The organism is Pseudoalteromonas sp. OOF1S-7 (genome assembly GCF_022347765.1).
GTDB lineage: Bacteria > Pseudomonadota > Gammaproteobacteria > Enterobacterales > Alteromonadaceae > Pseudoalteromonas.
Window position 1 is genome coordinate 294,208 of the sequence record NZ_JAKRFZ010000003.1, and the last position, 16,205, is coordinate 310,412.

At 48.4% G+C, this 16,205-nt stretch carries 17 protein-coding genes; 6 read left to right on the forward strand and 11 right to left on the reverse strand.

From position 1 onward, the window contains the following. The first annotated feature begins 52 nt into the window (after window positions 1-52). The gene (locus tag MHN33_RS06175) at window positions 53-439 is read left to right on the forward strand and encodes a hypothetical protein (RefSeq protein WP_239397140.1); all 387 of its coding nucleotides are present in this window, start codon (window positions 53-55) and stop codon (window positions 437-439) included. 95 nt (window positions 440-534) lie between these two features. Further along, window positions 535-1,293: a transporter substrate-binding domain-containing protein gene (locus MHN33_RS06180; protein ID WP_239397141.1), complete on the forward strand. Its 759-nt coding sequence runs from the start codon at window positions 535-537 to the stop codon at window positions 1,291-1,293. Window positions 1,294-1,325: 32 nt separating this feature from the next. Here MHN33_RS06180 and MHN33_RS06185 read toward each other — a convergent pair whose 3' ends face one another. After that, window positions 1,326-1,730, reverse strand: a complete 405-nt coding sequence (locus MHN33_RS06185) for a biopolymer transporter ExbD (protein WP_239397142.1) — start codon at window positions 1,728-1,730, stop codon at window positions 1,326-1,328. Window positions 1,731-2,003: 273 nt separating this feature from the next. Here MHN33_RS06185 and MHN33_RS06190 point away from each other — a divergent pair, with 273 nt between their 5' ends. Next, window positions 2,004-2,744, forward strand: a complete 741-nt coding sequence (locus MHN33_RS06190; RefSeq protein ID WP_239397143.1) for a hypothetical protein — start codon at window positions 2,004-2,006, stop codon at window positions 2,742-2,744. 85 nt (window positions 2,745-2,829) lie between these two features. On the opposite strand, the gene ykgO is transcribed toward MHN33_RS06190, so the two are convergent. From ykgO to MHN33_RS06215, 5 genes are all read right to left on the reverse strand, one after another. Beyond that, window positions 2,830-2,967 (reverse strand): type B 50S ribosomal protein L36, encoded by a 138-nt coding sequence (gene ykgO / locus MHN33_RS06195; RefSeq protein ID WP_046003577.1) that lies wholly within the window; start codon window positions 2,965-2,967, stop codon window positions 2,830-2,832. Between the two features lie 5 nt (window positions 2,968-2,972). After that, on the reverse strand, window positions 2,973-3,230 hold the full coding sequence (locus tag MHN33_RS06200; RefSeq protein ID WP_010384175.1) for a type B 50S ribosomal protein L31: 258 nt from the start codon (window positions 3,228-3,230) through the stop codon (window positions 2,973-2,975). A 164-nt stretch (window positions 3,231-3,394) separates the two neighbouring features. Beyond that, window positions 3,395-4,795, reverse strand: a complete 1,401-nt coding sequence (dbpA, locus tag MHN33_RS06205) for an ATP-dependent RNA helicase DbpA (RefSeq protein ID WP_239397144.1) — start codon at window positions 4,793-4,795, stop codon at window positions 3,395-3,397. Window positions 4,796-5,378: 583 nt separating this feature from the next. Then, the gene (locus MHN33_RS06210; protein ID WP_239397145.1) at window positions 5,379-6,722 is read right to left on the reverse strand and encodes a DEAD/DEAH box helicase; all 1,344 of its coding nucleotides are present in this window, start codon (window positions 6,720-6,722) and stop codon (window positions 5,379-5,381) included. Window positions 6,723-6,847: 125 nt separating this feature from the next. Continuing rightward, window positions 6,848-7,078, reverse strand: coding sequence for a helix-turn-helix transcriptional regulator (locus tag MHN33_RS06215; RefSeq protein WP_239397146.1), 231 nt, complete (start codon window positions 7,076-7,078; stop codon window positions 6,848-6,850). 266 nt (window positions 7,079-7,344) lie between these two features. Here MHN33_RS06215 and MHN33_RS06220 point away from each other — a divergent pair, with 266 nt between their 5' ends. Both MHN33_RS06220 and MHN33_RS06225 read left to right on the forward strand, forming a co-directional pair. Continuing rightward, entirely contained in the window at window positions 7,345-7,914 is a 570-nt protein-coding gene (locus tag MHN33_RS06220) for a hypothetical protein (RefSeq protein ID WP_239397147.1), read from the forward strand. Window positions 7,915-8,120: 206 nt separating this feature from the next. After that, window positions 8,121-8,777, forward strand: a complete 657-nt coding sequence (locus MHN33_RS06225) for a hypothetical protein (protein WP_239397148.1) — start codon at window positions 8,121-8,123, stop codon at window positions 8,775-8,777. A gap of 91 nt (window positions 8,778-8,868) precedes the next feature. On the opposite strand, the gene MHN33_RS06230 is transcribed toward MHN33_RS06225, so the two are convergent. Together MHN33_RS06230 and MHN33_RS06235 are read right to left on the reverse strand one after the other, a co-directional pair. Then, entirely contained in the window at window positions 8,869-9,315 is a 447-nt protein-coding gene (locus MHN33_RS06230; protein WP_239397149.1) for an isoprenylcysteine carboxylmethyltransferase family protein, read from the reverse strand. 65 nt (window positions 9,316-9,380) lie between these two features. Beyond that, window positions 9,381-9,971 (reverse strand): Crp/Fnr family transcriptional regulator, encoded by a 591-nt coding sequence (locus MHN33_RS06235; protein WP_239397150.1) that lies wholly within the window; start codon window positions 9,969-9,971, stop codon window positions 9,381-9,383. 422 nt (window positions 9,972-10,393) lie between these two features. Between MHN33_RS06235 and MHN33_RS06240 the strand changes: the two genes are divergently transcribed. Further along, the gene (locus MHN33_RS06240) at window positions 10,394-11,287 is read left to right on the forward strand and encodes a hypothetical protein (RefSeq protein WP_239397151.1); all 894 of its coding nucleotides are present in this window, start codon (window positions 10,394-10,396) and stop codon (window positions 11,285-11,287) included. A 174-nt stretch (window positions 11,288-11,461) separates the two neighbouring features. Here the strand turns inward: MHN33_RS06240 and MHN33_RS06245 are convergent, their stop codons facing one another. From MHN33_RS06245 to MHN33_RS06255, 3 genes are all read right to left on the reverse strand, one after another. Beyond that, window positions 11,462-14,974, reverse strand: a complete 3,513-nt coding sequence (locus MHN33_RS06245; RefSeq protein ID WP_239397152.1) for a hypothetical protein — start codon at window positions 14,972-14,974, stop codon at window positions 11,462-11,464. A 204-nt stretch (window positions 14,975-15,178) separates the two neighbouring features. Next, window positions 15,179-15,670, reverse strand: coding sequence for a DUF523 domain-containing protein (locus tag MHN33_RS06250; protein ID WP_239397153.1), 492 nt, complete (start codon window positions 15,668-15,670; stop codon window positions 15,179-15,181). Between the two features lie 103 nt (window positions 15,671-15,773). Further along, window positions 15,774-16,073, reverse strand: coding sequence for a DUF3088 family protein (locus MHN33_RS06255; RefSeq protein WP_239397154.1), 300 nt, complete (start codon window positions 16,071-16,073; stop codon window positions 15,774-15,776). Window positions 16,074-16,205 lie beyond the last annotated feature (132 nt).

The following is a 16,205-nucleotide window of genomic DNA, read 5'->3' on the forward strand; positions in this document are numbered from 1 at the left end:
CATCTCAGATATGTAAGACTCGTAAAGACATGACGTTATTCAAGGAATTTATATGAAATCTCTGATCTTAACCGCATTAATCAGTGGCACGGCGTTGGCCAATCCACTACTGGGCAGTTGGGAATTTGTCGAAGGACAGTACGCTACAGAAGAAGGCATTGTGTCTGCCAAAGCGCCGCAGTTAACCTCGGTTAAATTGATCACCCCGACACACCATAGTTATATCACCCAGAGTCAGGGCAAGTTTAAATATGCGGGAGGTGGCACTTATGTGTTAATGGGCGACCAGTTTATCGAAACCTATGAATACGGTAACGTCACGTCATTGCTGGGCAGAACGATGGCCTTTAGCTACAAAGTAGAAGGCGATTTATGGCACCATGAGCTGTACGAAAATGGTCAGTTTGTCGAACGGGAGATCTGGAAGAAAGTCCGCTAATCTTATATCAAGGTAGGCATAGACTGTTTTGTAATTTGCAATAATCGGGTGAGCCCCTAAACTAACAGTGGGGCGCGTGTGGTACCGGGGGCGTTGTGAAACTGTGTTTACTCTTGTGTATGGTGTTGTGGCTCGCCACCGCACGGCCTGCCAGTGGCACAACCATTCAGGTCGTGACTGAGTATCTTTACCCCTACCAAATCAAAAATGACGATGGTTCATTGGGCGGCTTTATGACCGAAGTCGTCTATGCCCTGTGTCAGCAGGTGGGCGACACGCCCGACATTAGGGTGATGCCCTGGGCGCGGGCTTATCAGACCGCTGTGACGACCGAAAACGTGCTCATCTATTCTATCGTGCATACTCAGGTGCGAAGCCCACTTTTTCACTGGATAGGCGAAGTACAAACCGAGCCAATCTTCTTATGGGGACTGAAACGGCGTTTTCCCGTACAATCAGATTCTCTGATGCTGCTCAAACAGCAAAGGGTAGCCGTGTTGAGAGGCTCCAACGTGGCCCATTATCTGGCAAAGCAACAGTTTTCCGATCTGAAGCCGCTCAGTTATGAAGAGCAGTTATTACAAATGCTGGAAAAAGATCGTCTGGATCTGGTGGTTGGCACTGAAGAAACCATCTGGCAGCGCGCCAATAAGGCGGGTGTGGATTTCAATGCGCTGAGTAAGGTTGCCGAGCTCAAGGAGCTCAACACCAACCTCAGTATTGCCTTTAACATCCAGTCAGATCCTAACCTGGTAGAGCGCTATCGAGCGGCGTTTTTAGAGATAAGCGCTAACGGCCAGCTGGCAGCAATACAGCAAAAATGGTTTAACTATGTTCAGGTCGTAAAACAGTGATCCTGACCCGGCAGGTTGCCGGGTCACGGGGATTACTTCAGTGTTTCGCCTAAAGAAACCGGGGCGCTGGTCTGGGCTTTAATCGCATCGAGTACACCTACCAGCGTTGCGTGCTGGCTATCCGGGTGAGCACGCAGACTAATACTGGTGATATCTCCCTGTGCACCCAGGCGGGCGACGTTAATACTCACACTGTCGAGATCGATTTGCCGATTGTTCAGGTAGACCTGATTTTTGGCATCGATTGAAAATACCGGTGTCAGGTTAGGCATAACCGAAGTCACAGCTTGCTCGGTTCGATTGAGCGGCAGCGCGGTTTCTCGCATAAAGCTGGCCGTGACAATAAAAAAGATCAGCAAAATAAATACAATATCCAGCATGGGGTTCATATCGACTGTGACGTCAGAAGGTATACGTTGATGTGCAGTTTTTATCATAATGATAGGTCCTTTTTTATTGTTTCTCTTAGAGCCTAGACCGCAGTTGTTAGTTTAGATTTAATGTCCCGTTAATGTTTACAAACTTTTACTTTGGGCGTGCAAAGTCGGGTGTCAGCGTTGCAGCTTAGGTGTTATCGGATGGTGCCCCCTGACGCTGCACATTGCGCTCAAGTATTGCCGTCATCGGTCGATGACTTATTGAAAGTACAGCACTTTATTCGTTAGAGTGTCTTTAAACCGTACATGCCAGATATCTATAAGGAAAATAGGATGAAGGTGACTACACCCAGCAGTGGGAGAGCAAGCGCGCAGCTTGATGTGCAAAACAAGGTGTCGACCAGTACCAACCTCAAGGTGGCCAAACAGGCCGATACACCGACCGCCAACAATGACGGGCGAACGTTAGCCAAAGACGTATACCACGGTGCGCAAGCGCCATCACCGGCACTGGTTTATGAGCGGCCCTTAGCTATCACCGCTTCTGATGAGCAGGAAACGCCAGAGCAATATAGTGAGCGTATGGATGCTGCCACCGGGCTGCTGTTTGCCGTTGCTATTCCTAAAATTGCCGAGGACATGAGTGCCGAGTTTGCCAAAGTAAAGCAAGAGATAGACCAGCTCGCCCCGGGATTGAACGACAAAGCATGGGGGTTTTCCGTCAATGAGGCGGGGGCCTTGGTTGTTAGTGGTGATGATCTGACAGACAGTGAAAAGCAATTACTCGAACACAAGCTCAATGAAAGTCAGGAACTGGTGGCTCTGGCACAGACCTTTCAGGACACCATGATGGAAGGGGTTGAGCTGCTAAATGGGCCCAATGAGCGGGGAGACTATTGGGCTAAATACGATATTAACCGCAGCAATTTTGCCGACATCATTGATTTTAAAGCCCTGATAGAACAAAGCAGCCAGGATAACGAGCAAGTCAGGCTGGGTGAGGCCAGGCTCAATCAGTTTACGCTGGTGGATAACATTGGCGAGCAGTTACAGTGCAATGCCAGGCAGCGATAACGTGTGACAATCTGCTCTGCTGTGTGAAAAGGAATACATTCTAAATAGCCGGTTGAGTAACAACCGGCGGTATTATCTATATCGCTTAGCGCTTTTTCTTCTTACCCTGAACCGCTTTAAAGCGAGGGTTATCTTTGCAGATCACATATACCCGGCCACGGCGTTTAACCACCTGGCAACCCGGGCGAGATTTGGCACTTTTCAGTGAGCTGAGTACTTTCATGGTGATTATCCTTTTTTACCGGCCAGATTTTTAAAGCGGCGGTTAAACTGTGCCACCCGACCATCGCTGGCAACCAGTTTTTGCTTACCGGTATAGAAAGGGTGAGACTCGCTCGATACATCGATAGGTACGTATGGATAAGTCACGCCGTCCACCTCTACCGTGCGGTCGGTCTTGATGGTGGAGCCCACAATAAAATACTTGTCTACTGAGGTGTCGTGAAAGGCAACTAAGTGGTAATCAGGATGGATATCTGGCTTCATTTTCTTCTCCAATTCATTGAATGCGTGTGTTATATCATAACAAAATCGTAATGAAAACAGTAAATGAAAATAATTCGCAATAGTGTCTTTGTAGTTGGGGTAGGATTGGGCGGGTTGCAGCAGTGCCGGATCGGCACTACTACAACCTCTAAGGATGTTGCGTGTTAACGGGTCAGCTTTCGGGCGCGGAAATTACGGCCTTTCATTTTTCCTTCGCTGATCACCTTCACCGCCTGATTGGCGTACTTGCGCTCCACCGCAACATAGGAAGACATGGCGGTGACTTTAATCTTGCCAATCTGATCGCCGCGCATGGCCTGATTGGCCGTAAGCGCACCCAAAATGTCGCCAGGACGCAGCTTGGCCTTTTTCCCGCCGTCAATTTGTATTGTGACCATAGGCGCGCGATGCACCTGGTTCGAAAGTACCTGCTCGCCTGGCAGCGGCGTCGGCTCGATACGCAGGTTCAGGTAGTCTTCCAGCATATTCACTTTGTGAGATTCTTTATAGCTCATCAGTGAGCAGGCTACGCCGGTTTTACCTGCCCGGCCGGTGCGGCCGATACGATGGACGTGCACTTCCGGGTCGTGGGCAATGTGATAATTGATCACCATATCAACATGGTCGACGTCTATTCCCCGCGCAGCCACATCTGTTGCAACCAGCACAGTTAAACTGCGATTAGCAAAACGTACCAGGGTCTTATCCCGGTCTTTTTGGTCCAGATCGCCATGCAGTGCCGCACAGTCAAAGCCATGGTCTTGCAGCATGTCGCTGACATCCTGACATTGTGCCTTGGTATTACAAAATACTACGGCGGCATCGGGTTGATGCTGGCACAGCAATTTGTGCAGTGTGGCGTCTCGCTCGTCATTGTCGGCCACTTCAAAAAAGTGCTGCTCTATGGTGCTGTGAGCATGTTGTGCCACCACTTCAATTTTGACCGGATCGCGCATAATGTGGCCGACCAGCTGCTCTATTTTGGCCGGGTAGGTGGCGCTAAATAACAGGTTTTGTCGACGCTCAGGGCAGTGCGACACGATGCATTCAAGCGCTTCTTCAAAGCCCATTTCCAGCATCCGGTCGGCTTCATCCAGCACAAAGGTATTGACCTCGTCTAAACACAGACGACCTTTGCGCAGGTGTTCTTCAATGCGCCCGGGTGTACCCACAACGATATGGGCACCATGCTCCAGAGAGCCAATTTGAGGGCCCATTGGAGCACCGCCGCACAAGGTCAACACTTTGATGTTATGGATAGCCCGAGCCAGCTTACGGATCTCGACGGCCACCTGATCTGCCAGTTCTCGGGTGGGACAGACAACCAGTGCCTGAACCCGAAAACGTTTCACCCTCAGGTTATGGAGCAGGCCAAGCGCAAATGCGGCAGTTTTGCCTGAGCCGGTTTTTCCCTGACCGATAACGTCTTTACCGGCCAGGATCTGTGGCAGAGTCTGTGCCTGAATATCGGTCATGGTGTGATAACCAAGAGATGTCAGGTTTTCAAGTAAAGCACTAGATAGCTGAGTATCAGAAAAAGGGGTCGAATTGGGGCTGCTGGTCATAACACACTTCATATCTGGATAAAAAACCATTTTATCACGATACGGCGTCTCAAGGTGTTTTTTAGTTGGGGATCTGTTGCTACACGGCAGGCACTGTATATGTACTTGTTACGCTTATAAAGTGTATGAAGAGGCCCAGCTACACGCCAAGGGCCCCGCTGTTGCTAGGCATTAATAGTGATATTAGTTCTCACACTACCCGCATAAAGGACCGCCTTGTCTGGTGGGACAATGATGTGTCTCACAGTTCAATGCAGTGCAATACCTTGCGGATTGACAAAATTGAGGGTGGCTTTGACAGTTGTCTGTTTCTGGTTCAAACCAGCCGCCAGCAACCTGGACAGTACGTTTTGCATCGAGGGTGTTTTTGTCTTTAGACAGGTTTTTCAGTTTGGTTTTTTGTATCTGTAATTTCATGGTTAGTCCTTTGGTTTTGTATACATATTTGATACTCAATTTCCCCCAAAAAGGGAATCTCAACGTATAGCAAGCAAAGGGTGTTGTCAACTTGTAGGATTGGGTTAGCGAAATGAAACAAGCTGTGGGCGGCTGTGTAACATTACCAGCCCACAGTGTCTTATTTTTATTGTGCTTTGCGAGGGGCCGGGCGTCTTCTGCGGCGCTTTGGCGCACCTTGCTTGTCATTGCCGGATTGCGGTTTTTGGCCGTTTTTTGGCTTGTTTGCCGGTTTGTTGTGTCCCGCCTGCTCAGTGGCCGAAGTTTTCGGTTTCTTTGGCTTTTTGGGTTTTTTCGGCTTAATGGGACGCATATCCAGTTTAGACTCCGGTACCGGGTTTTGTGGCTCAAAGCCTGGCTCAACCACGCGCGGGATCACTTGTTGAATAAGTCGCTCAATGCCAAACAAGTCGCCGGCAACGTCTTCGCTGACAAAAGAAACCGCTTCGCCAGTTGCGCCGGCACGGCCTGTTCGGCCAATTCGGTGTACATAGTCTTCATAGACATTAGGCAAGTCAAAATTGACAACATGGGGGAGTTCCTGAATATCCAGGCCGCGTGCGACTATGTCAGTGGCGACCAGTACCCGTAACTCGCCACTCTTAAAACCGGCAAGTGCCTTCATGCGTGCGCTCTGGCTTTTATTGCCATGGATGGCTGCGGCGTTGATCTTACCCTTTTCCAGGTCGCGCACCAGTCGGTTAGCGCCGTGTTTGGTGCGGGTAAAGACCAGTACCTGTTGCCAGCCATGGCTTGTCAGCAGGTGTTTGAGCAAGGTGGTGCGACGACTTTTATCGACCGGATATACCCATTGGGTGACGCTTTTGGCGGTGCTGTTTGCCGGGGCGACTGAAATTTCGACCGGATCCTGGATAAGCCCTTTCGCCAGTGCACGAATGTCATCAGAGAAGGTGGCCGAAAACAGCAGGTTCTGACGGCGCTGAGGCAGCAGTTTGATCAGACGTTTGATGTCGTGGATAAACCCCATGTCCAGCATTCGGTCTGCTTCATCGAGTACAAAAAACTCCAGCTGGTCGAATTTTACCGCGTTTTGCTGGTACAGGTCGAGCAGTCGGCCTGGCGTTGCAACGAGTACATCGGCACCTTTACGCAGCTTCATCATTTGCGGGTTGATTTTCACCCCGCCATAAACAACCTGACAAGATAAAGTCAGGTGTTTACTGTACAGCTCAACACTTTGCCAGACCTGATCGGCCAGTTCGCGCGTGGGTGTCAGGATCAAAGCTCTGACTTGATTGGCCTGAACTTTGGGCTTGTTACTCAACAGCTCCAGCATTGGCAGGGTAAAGCCTGCCGTTTTCCCTGTGCCCGTTTGGGCTGCTGCCATAATATCTCGCCCCTGCAGGATGGCGGGAATGGCTTGCTCCTGAATAGGGGTTGGCGTTGAGTAGCCCTGATCGACTACGGCTTGATTAATTTCGGGAGATAAGCCAAGACTGCTGAAGCTCATGATTGTGTACTCTGAAGAATGCGGGCCGGAAGAGTACAAGATTTGCCCCAATATAGCAATTTTTGTCAGTGCCTGAATTGTGTTGACTGACGTGGATTTGCAGGCGAGCGCAAGTCTGAGTGTCGCTAACCGGATTGTTCACTGAGCAGCTCGGCAACTGGGATCTGATAAAAGCGTGCCAGATCGCCGGCGGTACGATAGTACACGCGGCTGCCGCACTCGGCCCGTTTAAGTGTCGCAATTGACACGCACAATGCCTGGTCCTGGCATGCACAGGCCAGTTTTTCCTGACTCAAACCCAGGCTTTTTCTAAGTTCCTTGAGGCGATGACAATTGAGTTTTACTCTGCCGTCCATTGACGTACTCCTGACTGAATTTGAGATCAAAGGCTAGCAGCCATCGACGTCTTTTGCCAAATGGTGCAGGTCACTTTAAGTGTTCATTTTTTGCTACGCACTGTCAGCATTTTTTCACCCTATTGTCTTAGATTTAGGGGCGGAAAAACTGATACCAAACTGATACTGAACTGATACTAACAAGCGTGTCATTCGCATCTACACTGAGTGCCAGTTGAATAAGCCCCGCATGGTGCGGGATTACTGGAAATAATAAGGAAACAATTATGTCTCAGACAGTTCATAACCTGGGTGCCTATGGTTCAGTGGTACTGGCAAAAGATTTCAGCAAAGACTTTATCAATGCGTTTGAGCACATTAATCAGCGCGATGGTGTAAAAATCACCCCACTGGCTGGTCAGTCTCAGGTGGTTAATGGCATTAACTATGCGTTCTATTGTTTGGTTGAGCCGGTTGTTGCACCGGATGTGGCAAAAGTGAACAAGTTAGAGCTTATCGTGATCCATGCACTGGATGACACGTACACTGAAACCGCAGAGCGCGTGTTAAGCCGCCCTGTATTGGTGCCACCTATCGGTTCATTCGATGGCGTTGCACTGCGTGATGAGTTCACAGAAGCAGAGCAAGCAGCAGCGGAGCAAATCGAATCGCTGATCGGTGTACATTATGACATTCTGGCTGCACAGCAGCAGGTTGTTGCGGGTCTTAACTTTGTGTTCTACTCAGTGGTTACGCCTGCGACACGCAACGGCCAGGCGTTCTTCGCTGAGATTGAAGCATTCCGCAATCTCGACGGCAGACTGGAGAACTTTAATCTTATTCCGGTTAAGCCATAACCGGTAATTGTTTGGCAACGTTGATAATTAGCCGCTCAGCTTAGTCTGCGCGGCTTTTTATGTTCCGCTTACTGAGCCTCTCGGGGCCAGCTCGGCAGTTTCAAATTATAAAGCGCATATTCGCTTTGTTATTCAGCTCTGTTTGTACCCGGGTATCTTGACCACCGCTTGCTATACTCAGTGGAAACACTGGAAGGAAGCTGACAATGAATGTGATTCTGCTATTGACCACTTTGCTATTTACCTCCCTGGCATCAGCCAATGAGAAGCAAGCGCCGCCACTGAACCCGGCATACAAGGGAGAGCATGGTATGGCACTAATGAACCGGGGGTCACGTATTTACGCAACCAACTTTCCTTCGTATGGATTACCCAACGATATTCATGTTGTTTACCGGCTTGAGAACCCGGATGTGGCTTTTCTCAGCCTGGTGCGTGACTCAAAACTGATCACCATTAAGCCAGAGCCGTTTAATTTACAGCGACTGGAACGCGGCGAAGAAGTGACGATTATGGCTGATGTGTATGAAGGCCATTACGCGCGTGGCGGCAGTCTGGTGTATCCGCAGCGACAGTTGGTGCTCAGTGATAAATTATTTGCCCGCAAGCTCAGTAAACTGGAACCCGCTTCGCAGTGGCACGAGTATGACGTCATTGAAATCAATAAAACGGAGCGAATCTACGTTCACAAAATACAACAAAGACCCAGTTTTAACCATCTAATCTTTGTTGATTTAACGGGTGCCTGCCTGCAAAAGTTCCGGGCTTCTAAACGGGTGCCCAGTGAAGGAGAGTTAGCCTATAAGTTTATCAACTGCGGCACACTGAAACCACTTTTCTATGACGCCGAGAGTTATATGTGACAAGGCAGCATAAAGCCGCCCGCAAATCGACAGTGGTGGATATTATGCTACTTTGAGGTGTACTGTTTAGGGAGCTGTGTAGCTCTGTTGCTCAGAACCATCGCCTGACGCGAGTACAGTAATCCTTGTAGTGCTCAGAAAATTTATTGTGCATGACCCTTTCTTCATGGCGAATGTACCACAGGTCGACGACCACAATAAATAACAGCGTCAACCCGAGTGACCAGAGCGTTGCGCCACAGAGTAGCGCACAGCCCAATAGTGTGGTACTTAAACCCAGATACATGGGATTACGTGAATAAGCAAAGAGGCCCTGGGTGATCAGTTTATCCGGCTCGTTAAACGTCATGATGTTTGTGTTAGCCTGCTTAAAGGTGCTTTTGGCGGATTGCGCCAGCATCAGACCACCAAGCAAGAAAGGCAGTCCGAGCAGGTTGTAGGGGGTGAGCAGAAGGTGTGCCAGTTCGCTGTACCAGCAGCCGACTATCATGATTGTTATAAAAAGTATCAGTAATATCGGGGGCAGTAATCGCTGCATTGTGAGTCTCCTTTTATTGTGAGGGCAGAGGCACTCTAGCAAGCGATTTGCAAAACGGCCTTAACCTAGGTTAAGCCCATCTGGTTTCTTATTCTGGACAAAGCAACATCCGTGATCCCCAGATACATGGCAACCTGACGCAGCGGGATTTGGTGGCAGGTTTCACTGAATTCGAGCAAAAACGTCTGATAGCGTTCAGTGGCACTTTGCATCAAAAAAGCAGCTTCGCGTTTTTCTTTTTTTATCACCAGGCGCTCATACAGACGCCGGACAAAAGTGGCTAGTTCGATGTGTTGCTCAGACAATTCGATCAGTGTGCTGTAATGGACCGACGCAGTGCTGCAGTGGGTGATGGCTTGCGTTGTAAATGGGCTGGGGCAACCGGTCACTAATGAGCTGACGCTGGTAAACGCGCCGCCTGGCTGGACCAGAGATTTATTACGCTCGTTACCTTGACGATCCAGGTAGAAATAGCGGCCAATACCGTCAAGTAAAAAAGAGACGGTCTTAACTTTGTCACCACAGGCAAAAATCGTGGCGTTAGGTGGGTAATGCTGTATGTGCATGGCGTGAGCCACGCGGCTTGTCAATGCCTGGTCGAGCGGGGAGATTTGGTTCAAAATCGTGTGTAGTAAAGCAAAATGAGGCATATCCATCGTATTTCTTATTCCATTGTTCTTAAGAGTTATTCCGCACACAAAAGTCGGCCTGGCAGATCATAGGCAGACTAGTGCGAATCGCTTTTACTATTAGAGCGCTCATTAAATTTTATGCATGTTGATGGTGAAAGCACAAGGCAAACCAGGACCATGCGGCAACCCTTTGCCCATGGCGCGGGTTGGGTCGGCGATCCGCCCCGGTGTAACGGATTTTTTACTGCCTGGCTTTCGGGCCGATAGCGCGCAGTACCGGCTATCAATGGCCTATGCCTAAGTGCGGATGAATTTTTAACAGCACGATTATTTCGTGGTCCGAAATTTGCTACGCCAAGGTAGTTTACGTTTTTACTGCGTGTGGTTAAGGGGGCGTATCCATGTGGTTAAAACGGACAAGATGAAACCTCAAAAGGAGCTGAATTGTGCAACTATCTCATTCTCACAGCATACCGGAGCAATACCATAAGCGCACTCAGGCTGGCAAGTCTGCGCAACCGAGCCAAGATGGCAGTGAAGTATCGGCAGACAAGTCTTTATCCATACGGTTAGAAGGTAAACAAAACCTGACGTACTTACTCAAGAGCGGTCACATCAGAGTTGCCAGTGAAGAAGAGATGAACAGGCTGAACCAGGATATGCATGGGCTAACTTTGGGTGCAAAAGACCTCGCGGTGCATTATCAAAGACAAGGTCAACAGCAAGACATGAGGGCAATGATCAAAATTGACGGTCAGGTCATGGCGTACCTGAGAGATGATGGTTCTTTTGCAGGCCACAAAGGCGTAGAGGATTTATTTCGACAAGCCGGCGGGGATATTAAAAAGTTGCAGTCACTGGTTGAACAGCAATACCCAAGAAGCGGTGAGGTTGAGGTTTTCGAATCAGGAGAAGGGCCGACTAATGCAGAGGTGTTTGAGCTGTTTAATGGACGTTCTTTTCAGGTTTTTATCAAAGAGCAGGTCGCAAGCCGAAAAGAGACAGAATATACTCAGCAGCTGGCGCAGGACGAGGCATACCGGCGTAAACTGATGTTCGATCAGAGCCCTCAAACGGCGGTGTTCCGTGTTGGCGGTGTAGTCGTTGGTAGCATGGATGAGAAGGGCTTCGCTGATGTTGGCCAGGCCCTGACGGCACTTGCCGATGAGCGCGGGGTTGAGCGAGCACAGCTGAAATCACTGTTCACGCTAGACTTTGACAGAACGCCGGATGAATACAAAGCCCTGCTCAGCGATGTATTTGGTGATGATGTACAGCTCGACACTTTCACTGTTGAGCAGGCGCCAAGCCGTGCTGAGGTGCGCCGTTTAAGCCAGTGAGCCCGGTAATTTTAATATGGCCCGCCTTTAGTTGACCTTATGACCGGAATTGACTCAGTGTTGAGCATCTACCGATAATATAAAAGGGCAGCTGTGGGCTGCCCTTTTATATTTGGTACGTGATTTCCATTTGGGTTACTGGCACACCTGGTGTGCCAGTAACGGTTTTGCAGGTTAGCGATAATAGGCCACTGAACACATGTCGCCAGTACAGGTTACGCCACGGTCGATGATCAATGTAAATAGTTGCTCAATGGTACTGACATCGATGTGTGACAAGGCGTTGTCGTACAAGTAGAGGTAGCTCAACTGACTGTTATTGGTTAAATCGAGAGACGTGATCCGGTTACTAGCCAGGTTTAAATCCACTAATGCATTATTACTTGAAGTGTCCAGCCCTGTTAGCTGGTTGTTTTCGGCCATCAGGGTATGCAATGCAGCACTTTGGGCGATATTAAGCTGAGCGATACTATTCTCTCTCACATCAGCGTAGGTGAGTGCAGTTTGACCTGAGACATCTAACGTACTTAGCTGGTTTTTGTAAACCGACAGGCTTTGTAAGGCCGAGTTGGCTGCCAGATTAAGCCGGGTCAACTGGTTGTAGTTGGCACTCATTGACTCGATTGCCGGATTTGCAGTGGTATCCAGTTGCGTCAGCAGGTTGCCGTCTACTTCCAGGGTAATGAGTGCCGGGGTCGATGAAAGATTAAGTTCTTTCAGCTGATTGTATACTGCCCGCAGCTCCGTGAGTGCATCATGACTGCCCAGCGTCACAGAGGACAATTGATTGTAGTTTACAAGCACTGAGCTAAGTGCAGGGTTGTTACTCAGGTCCAGTGTCGTGAGTTGGTTTGAACTTGCGCTCAATTCTTCCAGTGCTGATAACTCAGATAAGTCCAGCGATTTGAATTGATTTGAACTTATGTCTAATTCTTCCAGCTCTGACAGCTTTGATAGCTCCAGCATTGTGAGTTGGTTTGCACTTACATCCAATTTTTGTAGTTTTGAAAGCGCAGATAGATCCAGCTCTTTGAATTGATTGTTGTATATAACGAGGCTTTCGAGCGCCTCGATACCTGATAAGTTAAGCGATGTGAGCTGGTTACCGGAGGCGTAAAGCTCAGAAAGCGAGGGTGTGTTTGTAACTGATAGTGTTGTGAGCGAATTGTCTCTCAGATATAGGCCCTGCAATTCGGGTAGATCTGCAATACGTAATGTTGCCAGCTGGTTATTGCTCGCACTCAGCGTATTCAGCCTGGGATTGTTAGTAATGTCCAGCTGGGTGAGTTGATTATCAGATAAATAGGCGAATTCTAATAGCGCATTGGCAGATAAATCGATGTTGCTCAGTGGGGTTAGGCTGACGTCCAGATTGCGCAGCTTGGTATTATGTGAAAGGTCAAGGCTGGTAAGTTGTGCCCACCAGATAGACAGTTCTTCTAATTCAGGTACGCCTGACAGGTTCAAGCTGCGAAGCGGTACTTCCTGAAACCATACGTCAATGAGTTTAGGGTTAGTGGACAAATCCAGCGTTGTGATTGGCACTGAGCTCAACCCCAGAAGCTCCAGTTGTGGCAATTTGGATAGGGCCAGGTTGTCTAGGTAATAACTGCTTACCTTGAGCTCTTTTAGGTTGGGAGTGACAGAGACATCCAGCTGAGGTAGTTGCCCTGCATACACGGTCAGATGTTCAAGCTGTGTGTTATTGGATAAATCGAGCGCGTTAAGCTGCTCACTTTTAACCGACAACTTTTTAAGTAGCGGATTATGACCAATATCCAGGTTTTGTATGTCCCACGCCGTGACTTGCAGCTCTGTCAGCGAAGTCTGTTTAGAGATATCCAGAGTATCGAGTTGTGAGTCATATATTTTCAGTGTTTGCAGTGCCGTGTTGTTGCTTACGTCCAGTGCTGTGAGGGTGTTGCTTTCGATTTCAAAGTGAGTCAGCGCGGTGTTTTTTGATACATCCAGGTTCTGCAAATTATCTGCGAACACCGTGAGTGCTTGTAGGCCTGTATTTTGCTCTAGTGTAATGCTTGTCAGCTGGGCGCCCGACACCGATAGCTTTGTCAGTGCTTTGAGGTTTGAAAAATCCAGCTGGGTAAAACCATCACCAGAGACAGACAGTTCGATCAGTGCATCATTCACAGGAAAGCTCAGTTGTGTTAGCTGATTGTTTGACAGGTGAAGTGCGCCAAGCATGGGGTTGTGTGAGATATCTAACTCACGCAGCTGGTTGCCTTGTACATCGAGCTCAATGAGGTCAGGCAATCCAGACAAGTCCAGGGTGGAGAGTTGATTAAAAGCAAGCTGTAAATGGGTCAGAGCTGTATTATTGGACAGATCAATAGTGGTTAATGCATTGCCCTGCAGGTCCAGTGATTGCAGGTTCGGATTATTATTCAAATTAATGTGTGTTAGTGCATTGTCGCTAAGGGTTAGTGAGCGTAAAAGCGGGTTATTGCTCAAATTAATCTGTGTTAGTGCATTGCGCTGAAGGTCCAGTGACTGCAAGTGTGGGTTATTATTCAAACTAATGCTTTTTAGCGCGTTACCGGCCAGGATGATGCTTTCCAGCGCGGTATTTTTGCTGAGGTCAATTTCAGTAAGTTGATTATTGGTTACCCATAAATAGGTCAGTTGTGTTGCATCAGTGAGATCCAGGCTGGTCAGTGGGACGCTGATAAGAGAGAGCTCACGCAGCGCTGGGTTGTGCGACAAGTCGAGTTGACTAACTGCCACACTGCCTAGCCACAGATAGTTCAGCTTGGCATGGTCAGAGAGATCCAGGGTTGTTATTAACGTATTACTAAGACTCAAACCTTCAAGGTTTATATTCGTACTGAGATCGAGATTCGATAGCTCCTGACTGGTTACTGACAGAAAGGTTAGGTCCGGGTTGTTAGACACATCCAGCGCTTGCAATTGAGCAGAGTGCACTGATAGATCAGAAAGTTGCTCGCTCTTAGAGATATCCAGTACTTTAAGTTGCTCACTGGTTACTCTTAGATTTCTCAGAGCAAGGTTTTTGGATATATCTAATGACTGAAGTTGACTATCGTTTACGTGCAGGAATTCAAGTTTTGTGTTGTTTGATACATCAAGTGCCTCAAGCAGTGGGCTTGTGATTATTAATGTATGTAACGCTAAATTTTCTGAGATATCCAGATTTGTCAAACTGTCGCTAGACACGTCTAAAGACTGAAGCTTTCTAAAGTGCTTGATAGTGCCAGCGTTACTGATGGGTTGGTCACAGTATAAATTAGTCACTTCGTCAGCGTACTGATGGTCATTCTCGCGTGCTAAACATTGCGCAAGTGCCGGGTCCATATCCAGCTCGCTGAGTTTAAGACGGGGCTTAAACTGAATGTCAACAGTACAGGCAGCCTGCATGTTTTCAATGATATAGAGATTGCCATCCAGTGTGCCGCCACATCCGGTGGCTGAGTCTGTGTAATAGCCTTCGTCAGGTTCGAGCATTAAATTGATATAATCACCTTTGCGTACCGATTGTGTCGCGGGAGTGACTTTGCCAGAACCGCTAACATTGGTAGTCAGAGCAAGGGATTCAGCAGGTGTAGTGGGTGTTGGTTGGTTTGTGTTATCTGCGCTGTTACTGCCACCGCCACACCCACTCAAAATAAGGGAGAGTAGGGCGGCCGCAGGGAAAGTTCGTCTGTATGTCACTGGGTGCTCCAAAGACTTTTGTTGGTAAGTTGCCGCTTCACAGCTATCTGTAGGGCGCTGGTTTGGCAGTGTTTTTTGCTTATTGTAAGCGTGTCCCTGAAAATAAGATACCGTAAATGTAACGGTTTTGGGGTGTTGATTGGCTAATTGTTGGTTTCAGGGCGCTTTAGTGTAACATTTCTGGTTGGCTGGCTGCTCTAATGCCTACATACCATGCATTTGCAGTAAATCTCGCAGCTGAGATATCGCGTGCTGGCTAAACACTTTAATGCCGCTACGCGCCAGTAACGCTGCGGTTACCCCTGCGCCATTGGTTTTGACACCACTAAATGTACCGTCGTAAATTTGTGTACTGCCGCAAGAAGGGCTTCCCTGAGCAAGTACCGCATATTTTATTTGCTGCTGCTGGCACAGCGCCAATGCGTTTTCTGCCCCCTTAATAAACGGCGCTGTGACATCACTTCCATTACTTTCAACGACTCTGGCTGAGCCGTTGAGCACGTCCAGGCCTTGCCCTGTGATGATCTCCGCCGGGGCTCTTGGCGTGGGTAACCCTGCCGATACTTCGGGGCAAAGCACAACCAGCTTCATATTGGACTGCAGCCAATGTAAATCGGATTCGGGGATCGACAAACAACTGGCATTGTAGCGAACTTTGTTACCAAGCAGGCAGGCACTAACGAGTACTTTTTCCATCGGGGATTCCTTTTAAAACAGTCAGCGCAATATATGAATTTGGTAGGTTTTTTGTGTTGTATTGCAGTTAAAAATGCCCGACCGGTGCGAGCTTTTAAATGGCTTAGGGGTGTACGCTGGCTCCACCAAATTCTTCTGCCAGATAGTTGATTATCTCTATGGGATCAGTAATCGTATTGTCTTTGTCCAAAACCAATACAGGCAACCACTGCCTCTGTTCACCCAAGATCGCAACAACTTCACTACGCGGTTTTGGAAAGTCGATACGATGAATATCGATAGCACTTTCCCAATGCGGATTGACCGATAGCGCACCTTCTATTAACGCACAATGGGAACAAACCCACATTTTCCCGGGTCCATCCTCGAACGGCATTTTCAGCACAAATAATTTTGCTTTCATTGACTTAAATCGCATTGACACAAGTAATCATGGGGTAATCCTAACATGCTGATAAAACCAATAAAACAGCTGGTCGAAAAGCCCGATATTGATTAGCGTAGCTCACGGTTGCTTTGTTTCGCAGGGAGAATT

Excerpts from the sequence above, each read along its gene's own strand:
- MHN33_RS06220 (WP_239397147.1), top strand. The coding sequence starts at position 7,345 with ATGTCTCAGACAGTTCATAACCTGGGTGCCTATGGTTCAGTGGTACTG.
- MHN33_RS06185 (WP_239397142.1), bottom strand. The coding sequence starts at position 1,730 with ATGATAAAAACTGCACATCAACGTATACCTTCTGACGTCACAGTCGAT.
- MHN33_RS06230 (WP_239397149.1), bottom strand. The coding sequence starts at position 9,315 with ATGCAGCGATTACTGCCCCCGATATTACTGATACTTTTTATAACAATC.
- MHN33_RS06250 (WP_239397153.1), bottom strand. The coding sequence starts at position 15,670 with ATGGAAAAAGTACTCGTTAGTGCCTGCCTGCTTGGTAACAAAGTTCGC.
- MHN33_RS06200 (WP_010384175.1), bottom strand. The coding sequence starts at position 3,230 with ATGAAGCCAGATATCCATCCTGATTACCACTTAGTTGCCTTTCACGAC.
- MHN33_RS06225 (WP_239397148.1), top strand. The coding sequence starts at position 8,121 with ATGAATGTGATTCTGCTATTGACCACTTTGCTATTTACCTCCCTGGCA.
- MHN33_RS06190 (WP_239397143.1), top strand. The coding sequence starts at position 2,004 with ATGAAGGTGACTACACCCAGCAGTGGGAGAGCAAGCGCGCAGCTTGAT.
- MHN33_RS06255 (WP_239397154.1), bottom strand. The coding sequence starts at position 16,073 with ATGAAAGCAAAATTATTTGTGCTGAAAATGCCGTTCGAGGATGGACCC.
- ykgO (WP_046003577.1), bottom strand. The coding sequence starts at position 2,967 with ATGAAAGTACTCAGCTCACTGAAAAGTGCCAAATCTCGCCCGGGTTGC.
- MHN33_RS06215 (WP_239397146.1), bottom strand. The coding sequence starts at position 7,078 with ATGGACGGCAGAGTAAAACTCAATTGTCATCGCCTCAAGGAACTTAGA.
- MHN33_RS06235 (WP_239397150.1), bottom strand. The coding sequence starts at position 9,971 with ATGGATATGCCTCATTTTGCTTTACTACACACGATTTTGAACCAAATC.
- MHN33_RS06175 (WP_239397140.1), top strand. The coding sequence starts at position 53 with ATGAAATCTCTGATCTTAACCGCATTAATCAGTGGCACGGCGTTGGCC.
- MHN33_RS06210 (WP_239397145.1), bottom strand. The coding sequence starts at position 6,722 with ATGAGCTTCAGCAGTCTTGGCTTATCTCCCGAAATTAATCAAGCCGTA.
- dbpA (WP_239397144.1), bottom strand. The coding sequence starts at position 4,795 with ATGACCAGCAGCCCCAATTCGACCCCTTTTTCTGATACTCAGCTATCT.